Below are 9857 nucleotides of genomic sequence, written 5' to 3'. Positions count from 1 at the left end.
ACCTAATTCGTTAGAAGAACCCACGAACATAGAGTTTACAGAAGATACTCTTCCCCTCATATCATCTGGTGTTTTTAATTGCAAAATGGTTTGTCTTATTACCATGGAAATACCATCTGCAGCTCCACTTATAAAAAGTGCTAAAACACTTACCCAAAAAATAGAAGATAGGCCAAAAGCAATAATACTTAATCCAAAAATAAAAACAGAAACTAACATTTTGAGTCCAGTTTTTTTGTTGATAGGAATGTAAGTTGTTAAAAACATGGTTACAATACTTCCCATAGAAATAGAAGCATTTAAAATGCCAAAACCTTCGGGTCCTACTTTTAAAACATCTTGTGCAAAAACCGATAAAATAGCCACTGTTCCTCCAAAAAGTACAGCAATCATATCTAAAGTTAATACTCCTAAAATTTCTTTGGTTTTAAATACAAATTTTACGCCTGCTTTTAAGCTTTGCATCATGGGCTCTCCTATTTTTGTGTTTAAAATAGGTTTCTTTTTTATGGAGAAAGTAAAAATTAGAGATAAAATTACCAATATAAATACCAATAATAAGGTATTGTCTACATCTATCCAACTGATTAAAAAACCCGCAAAAAGTGCCCCAGAAACAGAAGCTGTTTTCCAAGTACTTGTACTCCAAGTGGCAGCATTATGGTATATTTTTTTAGGCACCAATAAAGCTACTAATGAGAATATTGTGGGGCCAAAAAAGGATCGTAAAAAACCACCAAAAAAAACGAGTGCATAAATACCATATAAAATAGTATTTGTAGACCAGTTGTTAATTACGTTTTCTGTGGTTAAAAAGTACAGCCCTAAACTGATTAAAGAAAATGCTGCTGTACATTTTGCTAATAAGTTTCTTTTTTCTGATTGATCTACAATATGACCTGCAAATAAAGCCATAGAAAATGCGGGAATAATTTCCATCAACCCAATAATACCTAAAGAAAGTGGGTCTTTTGTGATGGAATATACTTGCCACTCAATTACAATAAATTGCATAGACCAACCAAAAACCAATAAAAATCTTACAAATAAAAAAATGTTGAATTCTTTAATTCTAAGTGCTGCATAAGGATCGTTTTTAGCCATTTTTTTAGCTCAATTTCATATCCATTAAAATGGCAAATGTTTCGTTGATGTCTTCTTCTTTTACTACAATTGTCATTTCGTTTGTGGTAGAAATTATTTCTTGTAAAGAAATGTCTGCCCAAGCCAATTGTTTTAAAATAAAGTAATAAATACCAGATTGTTCTTGATTGTCTTTTGGTAATTTTATGGTGATAGACGCCAAATCTAACACACTAGAAATAATATCTTCTTTATCGAAAATTTTATTTACGTAAGGTTGTAAGTTTTTGCTAGTAACAATATTGGTTTCAAAAATACCTTGAGAAACTGTTAAAAAATAATCTGAACTTTCTGAAGACTTATTTAAAATTTTTGCAATTTCTTTTAGTAATGAAGTGGTATTTTTAAAAGTAAAATCGCACAAATCAGAGCGTACAATAACATCCCCTAAATCTAAAGCTAGTTTTTTTATGTTTTTTCTGATACGTAATTCGCTTGCAGGAGAAAGCCTGTTTATAGCCATCATTACTGCACCCACTTTTACATCTTTTTTTAAAACCGTAGAAACTTCTGGTAAAATAATTCTTGCTAAAGAAGAAACGTTTATCAACTTTTCATTTAAAGCTTCTTCTATAAATGGTGTTTTTCTAATAGTACTTTCTACAACTTCTTGTATTGTTTTCATGGTAATTGTTTAATATTTTAAACGAATGTTCAAAAATAAACAATTTATAGAAAATAAAACCTTAAAAATAAAATAACTTTTAAACAGCTAATTTAATTTGTGAGTTAGTTTTTTAAACTCCTTTTTAGGGTCTTTATCATTGTACAAAACGTTGTATACTGCATTTATAATTGGTGTGTTTGCTCCGTTTTTTTCTTTTAATTTAAAAGCACTTTTTGTAGCGTAATAGCCTTCTGCAATCATGCTCATTTCCATTTGTGCAGATTTTACAGTGTAGCCTTTACCAATCATATTACCAAACTGTCGGTTTCTAGAAAAAACAGAATAGCCAGTAACTAATAAGTCTCCCAAATATGCAGAGTTATTTATGTTACGTTTCATTTTATGTACTTTTTTAATAAACTTTTTCATTTCGCGAATTGCGTTGCTCATTAAAACCGATTGAAAATTATCTCCATAACCCAAACCATGTGCAATACCAGCAGCAACAGCATAAATATTTTTTAACATGGCTGCATATTCTGTGCCTATAATGTCATCAGAAATTTTGGTTTTAATGTACCAACTTTCTATAGATTTACTTAATAATTTTGCTTTTTCTTCATCTTGACAAGCAATCGTTAGGTAAGACAGCCTTTCCATTGCAACCTCTTCTGCATGGCAAGGTCCTGTAATAACCCCAATGTTTTCTATAGGAATGTTGTATTGTTTATTAAAATGTTCGCCAACAATTAAACCTGTTTCTGGTACAATCCCTTTAATAGCCGAAAAAACAATTTTATTTTCTAAAGATGCTGTTAGTTTATCTAATTCTGAAGTTAAAAAAGCCGAAGGAATGGCAAATATTAAAATATTATAGTTTGTTACAATTTTATTAATATCTCCTGTTAAATCTAACTTACTAGCATATACATCTGCTGCTCGTAAATATTTTGGGTTGTGGTCGTTTTCTTTAATATGAGCAATTGTAGACTCGTTACGCATATACCAACCAACTGTTTCTAAATTTTCTTGTAACATTTTTACAATTGCTGTTGCCCAACTACCTCCACCAATTACTGCAATCTTTGTTTGTTCGTCCATTCTACATATGATTTAAACTTCAAATGTAATAAAATTAGTATCTTTTGATGAATACTTCTTTGAATTATTATATTTGTAGAAACTCAGTTGTTTTCTATGAAATATTATTTTTCCCTTTTATTTTGTTTGATTATTTTAATAGTTTCTTGTAAAAAAGAAGCTGCAAAAGACCCAAAAAAAGAAAAAACTGTTACAGAAAAAGTAAGTACCAAGACAGCCAATGTTTCCGTCTTAAAAAAACAGTTTGTTATTGATGGTTTAAACGATATTTCTCATAAAATTTGGCTGTATTTACCACCCAATTATAGTACATCAACAAAAAAATACGATGTAATTTACATGCATGATGCACAAAATTTATTTGATGATGCAACCTCTTTTGTGGGTGAATGGGGTGTTGATGAAACCTTAAATAAACTATTTAAAAAAACAGGAAAAGGGTTTATAGTTGTAGGAGTAGAAAATGGAGGCGAAAAAAGAATTGAAGAATATACTCCATGGAAAAACGAAAAATATGGTGGAGGAAAAGGTGCAATTTATGTAGATTTTTTAAAAAATACATTGAAACCTTTTATTGATAAAAATTATCGAACAAATACAAAACCAGAAAACACGGCCATAATTGGTAGTTCTTTAGGGGGGTTAATTTCTTTTTATGGAGGTTTAAAATACCCTGAGACTTTTGGTAAAATTGGTGCACTTTCTACCTCTTTTTGGTTTTCTGATGAAGTGCAAAGTTTTGCGAAAGAAAAAGGCAACCAAAAAAAAACAAAACTCTATTTATTAGTTGGTGATAAAGAAGGAGAATCTATGGTGCCTGATACCAAAAATATGGGGAAATTATTAGTAGATTTGGGTTTTCCAAAAGAAAATATACAAACCAAAATAGTGGCTGGTGGAAAACATACAGAGTCTTTTTGGAAAGCAGAATTTTTAGAAACAATTACATTTTTATATCATTTATAAATGAACGTACAAATTATAAACAAATCAAAACACGCAACACCAAACTACGAAACAGAAGGTGCTGCTGGTATGGATTTAAGAGCAAATATAGATGCAGCAATTACATTAAAACCTTTAGAAAGAGCCATTGTAAAAACAGGTTTGTTTATAGCTTTGCCTGTTGGTTTTGAAGCACAAGTTAGACCTAGAAGTGGTTTGGCTGCAAAAAAAGGAATTACTGTTTTAAACAGCCCAGGAACTGTAGATGCAGATTATAGAGGAGAAGTTGGGGTAATTTTAGTAAATTTATCAAACGAAGATTTTATAATAAGTGATGGCGAAAGAATTGCACAACTAGTTATTGCAAAACACGAACGTGTACATTGGCAAGAGGTAATTGTTTTAAGTGAAACAGAACGTGGTTCTGGTGGTTTTGGCAGTACAGGGGTTTAGTTCTCGATACAATTTCGATAAAAATTAAAAATCACTCGAACTCAAATTATAAGAACAATTTAAAAAAACAAAAAATATGATTTTAGGAGTATGTGAATGGCTTAGTACAAAAACAAATTTTACAGCAAAAAATATTAGAATTCTGTTTGTTTTATTAGTTTTATTAGCAGGTTTTGGTATTGGTGCTTATTTAATTTTATGGTTGGTAAAAGTACTTTCTAAGGAATAGTATCGATTGTGATTTACAAAGAATACCAACCTTTAAGGGTTTCTGGAGATTGGAAATTTGAATGGAATTGCTTTTTTGAGGTAGATCCGTCTGAAAACACAATGTCTTACTTTACAGAAAATTTATTATTATTAAATTCAGCACATAGAAAACGCTCTATTGAGTTACAATGGCAGCCAGAAAACAACCCAAATGGAAACTACATTTTAAAGGTGATTAATCTTCAAGAAGATTTTAATAAAGCCACAAATTCTATTATAAATGTTGGTGATTGGGGAAATCCTTATTTAGTTTTTAAGAGCAAGAAAAGGTTAGAAATTGTTTCAAAACTAGAAGAACTAATGTTTGTTTTAGATGCCTATAAAGACGAACGTATTTTAGAAAGTAAAGGGGTTGTAAACGAAACCTTAGAAGCTTTAAGAATCGAATTTTTAGAACAAGGATACTCTGAAAAATTAGCAGAAAAAATTTGTGTTTCTAAAAATGCAAACCTTCAAAATTTATTGTTAGATTCTAAAAATATAAAAAAAGAAAGAGTACTTTTTTTAAGTGAAAATGGGGCTAAAAAAGGAATTAAAAATAAAGCCAAACAACTTTTAAATAGTAAAAAGTTTCACTAAATTTCTTTATATAATTGACTCATTTTTCTCACTTCATCTAACATATTATCAAACATTAAAAAAGTATGTGATTTGTATTTGAAACCTAATTTTTTGTAAAATTGAAAAGCTTGTGGTTGTCCATCCATAGCATCTAACCAAATAATTTTATACCCTTTTGTAATTGCTTTATTTTCTAACCAAGCAATTAATTTTTTACCAATTCCTTTTCCTTGTGTGTTTTGATGTAGGTAGATTCTGTGCAGTTTTACCTGTTTCTGATTAGGTAAACCTGGTAATTTATCATCCCAAATAAACCTAAAATTACCAACAATTTTATCTTCAAAAACAATAAAATAGTAGTTGGCGTTTTCTACAGAAAGCTCTTTTAATATATTTTCTTCAGAGTATTGACTATTTATATACCATTGTCCATTATCTAACCAAAAATGCTTATAAGCTGGTGGATAAATTTTTTGCATCAAACTAAAAAGAACCGCACAATCTGTACTTTTTATTTCTTTTAATTGAATGTTTTCGGATATATAAATCATCATCTTATAAAAAACAAAAACTGCTAAAGATTGATTAATTCCATAGCAGTTTTAAAAAAATTATTTGAACCTTTAATGTTTATTCTTGTGATTCAATAGCAACTTTTATTTTTCCTTCTAATTCTTCTGCCAATTCAGGATTGTCTTTAATTAAACCCTTTACAGCATCTCTACCTTGGCCTAATTTGGTTTCTCCGTAACTAAACCAAGAACCACTTTTCTTTACAATACCTAGTTCTACACCAATATCTAAAATTTCGCCAACTTTAGAGATTCCTTGTCCGTACATAATATCAAATTCTGCAATTTGAAAAGGTGGTGCAACTTTATTTTTAACTACTTTAACTTTGGTACTGTTTCCAATAACTTTGTCTCCGTCTTTAATTTGTGTTCTTCTTCTAATATCTAAACGAACAGAAGCATAAAATTTTAATGCATTACCACCCGTTGTTGTTTCTGGATTGCCAAACATAACCCCAATTTTTTCACGTAATTGGTTAATAAATATAACTGTACAGTTTGTTTTAGAAATAGTACCTGTTAATTTACGTAAAGCTTGCGACATTAAACGCGCATGTAAACCCATTTTAGAGTCTCCCATTTCACCTTCAATTTCAGATTTTGGTGTTAATGCTGCAACAGAGTCAATCACTACAATATCTATAGCTCCAGAACGAATTAAATTATCTGCAATTTCTAATGCTTGCTCTCCATGATCTGGTTGAGAGATAATTAAATTATCGATGTCTACGCCCAAGTTTTCTGCATAAAATTTATCGAAAGCATGTTCTGCATCTATAAATGCTGCAATACCACCTGCTTTTTGTGCTTCTGCAATAGCATGTATAGTTAAGGTTGTTTTACCTGACGATTCTGGCCCGTAAATTTCAATCACTCTTCCTCTTGGATACCCACCAACGCCTAAAGCCAAATCTAAGCCTAAAGAACCAGATGAAATTGCGTCTACATCTTCTGTAACTACATCACCTAATTTCATTACAGAACCTTTTCCGTAAGTTTTATCTAATTTATCTAAAGTTAATTGTAATGCCTTTAATTTTGCTGTTTTTTCTTTATCTGCTGCTGCCATAAATCTTGCTAATTTTTTAATTTAAATAGTGTAGCAAGTTACAAAAAAGTACCACTAAAATCCTAAAAAATACTTTCGATTTTTGTAGTATTGTTTGTAAAATAAAAAAGAATGGAAAATATACTTACTTTAAAAGATAAAAACAGTAGCGTAAAAATAGAAAAAGGTGAACTAATTTCTTTTAAAGTTGATGATAATGAATATATACATCAAAAAGGAAGTAAAGGTTGGCGAAAATCTGACGATGAAATGTTTCCGGTAATTGGACCTATTTCTAAAAATAATTATAGAGTTCACACTAAAAAAGGAGATGCCATTTTAGATCAACATGGTTTGGTTAGAGAAATGGATTATGTTTTGTCTTCTTCAGATGCAAATTCGGCGAAATTCATCAAAAAATATAAAAAAAATACACCTTTAAAAAATGCAAAATATCCAAACAAATCTCCAGAAGAATTTGTGTTTTGGCCTTTTGATTTTACGTTTGAAAAATATTACACACTTACAAAAAATGTTTTAAAAATCAATTTTATAATTACTGCAGAAAAAGGAATGCCTTTTATGTTGGGGTATCATCCTGCATTTTTATTGTCTGATACTGGTAAAGAAACTTTGATTGCAAATGATATGAAAATTACCTTAGCAGACATTTATAAAGTTGGTCATAATGCATTTCCCTTTTTAAATACTGATAAAATTATTTTAGAAAATATTGATAAAAGTGACTTAGAAATAACAACAAAAGGCTTTCATAATTTTATGTTATGGACAGAAGTTGATAATATGTTGTGTATTGAGCCAATTACTCAATATACTTCGTATACAGATGAAAAATTTTCGGAAGAAAATATGTCTTTATCAACAGGAAAAAATGAATTTTTTGTAGAAATAAAAGTGCTTTAATTTTGATTGAAAAACATCGTCATTTTATGATTCACAAACCTTGGGGAATGATTTCTCAGTTTGTAAATCCTGCAAAACGTAAGAAAAAATTACTAGGAGAATTGTATAATTTTCCAAAAGGAACTATGGCTATTGGTCGTTTAGATGTTCCCTCTGAAGGCTTACTTTTATTAACAACAGATGGTAAAGTTTCTGAAGCAATTAGAAGTAATAAATATGAAAAAGAATATTATGTACAAGTAGATGGTATTATTACTGAAAAAGAAATTGACCAGTTAAAAAACGGAGTAGAAATTGGTTTTAATGGTAAAAAATACATCACAAAACCTGGTAAAGCTGCTATTATTAAAGATCCTAAATTTCCATTAAGAAGTCAAAAAATTAGAGATGCTAGACATGGCCCAACAAGTTGGATTTCTATTTGTATTAGAGAAGGTAAGTTTAGGCAAGTTCGTAAAATGACAGCTGCTGTTGGTTACCCAACTTTACGGTTAATTAGAGTACGTATTGGAAAAATTGAATTAGGAAATCTAGAAGTTGGAGGTGTGATAGAGGTAGATAGTTTAATGTAACAAATATTACATGCTACATTTTAAATTCTATTTAATTTTGTGGTATGAATAATTCTAACACCACTTTATATATTGTTGCTGCTGTCATTATTTTACATTTTTTAGTGGGTTTTGGATATTTAATCTACAAAATGAATAAAAAAAGTGATAAAGATTAATTTATGATTTTTTGTTTACTTCAAATCCTAATTTTATTTTTTTCTATCAACTAAAAACTAATATCTATCCATCCTAATATGTGGTATTCCGTCTTCTAAATACTCCTCTCCTACTTGTATAAATTGATGTGATTCGTAGAATTTTTTTAAATATTTTTGAGCAGAAATGGTAATTTTATCAACCTTAAAAAAGTTTTTTATAGCATCTATAGAAACTTTCATTATTTGGTGCCCATAACCAAATTTTCTTTGATTTTCTTGTACCACTACTCTACCAATACTTGCATTTTTAAAATAATCTCCAGGTTTAAAAATTCTTGTATAAGCTACAATTTTATCATTTTTAATACCAAAAACATGCATTGCTTTTTGATCTTTAAAATCTACATCTTGATACACACAATCTTGCTCAACCACAAAAACTTCAGAACGTAATTGTAAAATTTGATAGAGCTCTGTGGTAGTTAATTCTGAAAAAGATTTGGTGATGAAGTTCATTATTGAAAGAGATTTCTCGATACAAATTTTCTCATACTTCGAAAATTTACTCGAAATGACAACTTTTATTTATTTAACCAGCACAAGAAATCTTATCAATTCTGTTTTGATGTCTTCCACCTTCAAACTCTGTGTTTAAAAAAACAGCTACAAAACCAATAGCTTGTTGTAAAGACACAAAACGTGCAGGTATAGCTAAAATATTGGCGTTATTATGTTGTCTTGTTAAGGCAACCAACTCATTATTCCAACACAAAGCAGCTCTTATACCTTGGTGTTTATTTGCAGTCATTTGTGCACCATTCCCAGAACCACATATAATAATACCTAAATCTGCTTTACCAGATTCTACAGCATCTGCAGTTGGGTGTATTGCATCTGGATAATCCATAGAACTGTTGGTATCTGTACCAAAATTTATTACAGTATATCCTTTTTCTTCTAAATGTTTTATAATTTCGAACTTATATTCGGTTCCTGCATGATCGTTTCCTATGGCAATTGTCATTATTTAATTTTTAGCGTCTTTACGAATAAAAATGAAAAAATAATCTACCGTTTGATAATTAGATTACTTCATTACATTCGCAATGACATAGTTACATCAACAAAAATATAGAAAATACAGGTTATAAACAGTTATAAACAATGTTATTTTATACAATTTTAATAACTCTTTAATTTTTAAGTTTTTAACGTTTTAAGAGAATGTTAAGAAGTTGTATTGAAAAACTCGTAAGTTTTTTTGGTAGATAAAAAATTTATTACAATACAAGGCTTAAGTTGATATGTGCAACTTTTTTTATTGATTTTTGATAAAAGTTTATCAACATAAAATTTACAATTTATTTACATAGAAAAGTAAAATAGTTATGAGTTAAAATAGGTTGATAGCTGTTTATAAGTATTGTTAACAACTGTATTTTAAAGTTGATTTTTAAGTATTTAAATAGCTTATAAATTGTCAGTTGTTTTTAATAACTCATGTATTAAAATAAAAGTCAA

General features: G+C 29.2%; 13 protein-coding genes. 6 read left to right on the top strand and 7 right to left on the bottom strand.

Annotated elements, in window-relative coordinates:
- The 3 genes from ACTG3S_RS07245 to ACTG3S_RS07235 all read right to left on the bottom strand — a co-directional run.
- The coding region (locus ACTG3S_RS07245) for an MFS transporter (RefSeq protein WP_439128687.1) at window positions 1-1104 on the bottom strand (1104 nt) is incomplete at its 3' end.
- Between the two features lie 4 nt (window positions 1105-1108).
- A complete protein-coding gene (locus ACTG3S_RS07240; RefSeq protein WP_439128686.1) occupies window positions 1109-1768 on the bottom strand; it encodes a hypothetical protein in 660 nt (219 codons plus the stop codon).
- A gap of 87 nt (window positions 1769-1855) precedes the next feature.
- On the bottom strand, window positions 1856-2851 hold the full coding sequence (locus ACTG3S_RS07235; protein WP_439128685.1) for an NAD(P)H-dependent glycerol-3-phosphate dehydrogenase: 996 nt from the start codon (window positions 2849-2851) through the stop codon (window positions 1856-1858).
- Between the two features lie 96 nt (window positions 2852-2947).
- On the opposite strand from ACTG3S_RS07235, the gene ACTG3S_RS07230 reads away from it, so the two are divergent.
- The 4 genes from ACTG3S_RS07230 (at window position 2948) to ACTG3S_RS07215 (ending at window position 5098) form a co-directional block, all read left to right on the top strand.
- Window positions 2948-3817 (top strand): alpha/beta hydrolase, encoded by an 870-nt coding sequence (locus ACTG3S_RS07230; protein ID WP_439128684.1) that lies wholly within the window; start codon window positions 2948-2950, stop codon window positions 3815-3817.
- Complete coding sequence (gene dut / locus ACTG3S_RS07225; protein WP_439128683.1) at window positions 3818-4249, top strand: dUTP diphosphatase; 432 nt, start codon at window positions 3818-3820, stop codon at window positions 4247-4249.
- Between the two features lie 76 nt (window positions 4250-4325).
- Window positions 4326-4478, top strand: a complete 153-nt coding sequence (locus ACTG3S_RS07220; RefSeq protein ID WP_207970540.1) for a PspC domain-containing protein — start codon at window positions 4326-4328, stop codon at window positions 4476-4478.
- 8 nt (window positions 4479-4486) lie between these two features.
- Window positions 4487-5098 (top strand): hypothetical protein, encoded by a 612-nt coding sequence (locus ACTG3S_RS07215; RefSeq protein WP_439128682.1) that lies wholly within the window; start codon window positions 4487-4489, stop codon window positions 5096-5098.
- Here the strand turns inward: ACTG3S_RS07215 and ACTG3S_RS07210 are convergent.
- Together ACTG3S_RS07210 and recA are read right to left on the bottom strand one after the other, a co-directional pair.
- The gene (locus ACTG3S_RS07210) at window positions 5095-5634 is read right to left on the bottom strand and encodes a GNAT family N-acetyltransferase (RefSeq protein WP_439128681.1); all 540 of its coding nucleotides are present in this window, start codon (window positions 5632-5634) and stop codon (window positions 5095-5097) included. The genes ACTG3S_RS07215 and ACTG3S_RS07210 overlap by 4 nt on opposite strands.
- Window positions 5635-5710: 76 nt before the next feature.
- Complete coding sequence (recA, locus tag ACTG3S_RS07205) at window positions 5711-6721, bottom strand: recombinase RecA (protein WP_439128680.1); 1011 nt, start codon at window positions 6719-6721, stop codon at window positions 5711-5713.
- A gap of 111 nt (window positions 6722-6832) precedes the next feature.
- Here recA and ACTG3S_RS07200 point away from each other — a divergent pair, with 111 nt between their 5' ends.
- On the top strand, window positions 6833-7624 hold the full coding sequence (locus tag ACTG3S_RS07200) for an aldose 1-epimerase (RefSeq protein ID WP_439128679.1): 792 nt from the start codon (window positions 6833-6835) through the stop codon (window positions 7622-7624).
- Window positions 7625-7650: 26 nt separating this feature from the next.
- Window positions 7651-8196 (top strand): pseudouridine synthase, encoded by a 546-nt coding sequence (locus tag ACTG3S_RS07195; RefSeq protein WP_439128704.1) that lies wholly within the window; start codon window positions 7651-7653, stop codon window positions 8194-8196.
- Between the two features lie 215 nt (window positions 8197-8411).
- Here the strand turns inward: ACTG3S_RS07195 and ACTG3S_RS07190 are convergent, their stop codons facing one another.
- Together ACTG3S_RS07190 and rpiB are read right to left on the bottom strand one after the other, a co-directional pair.
- Window positions 8412-8852, bottom strand: coding sequence for a GNAT family N-acetyltransferase (locus ACTG3S_RS07190; protein WP_439128678.1), 441 nt, complete (start codon window positions 8850-8852; stop codon window positions 8412-8414).
- Window positions 8853-8925: 73 nt separating this feature from the next.
- Complete coding sequence (gene rpiB / locus ACTG3S_RS07185) at window positions 8926-9360, bottom strand: ribose 5-phosphate isomerase B (protein WP_439128677.1); 435 nt, start codon at window positions 9358-9360, stop codon at window positions 8926-8928.
- Window positions 9361-9857: the final 497 nt, after the last annotated feature.

The organism is Polaribacter sp. (genome assembly GCF_965656025.1).
Taxonomy (GTDB): Bacteria; Bacteroidota; Bacteroidia; order Flavobacteriales; family Flavobacteriaceae; genus Polaribacter.
Note: the sequence above shows the minus strand (reverse complement) of the source record. Positions and strands in the feature narration are given on the sequence as shown.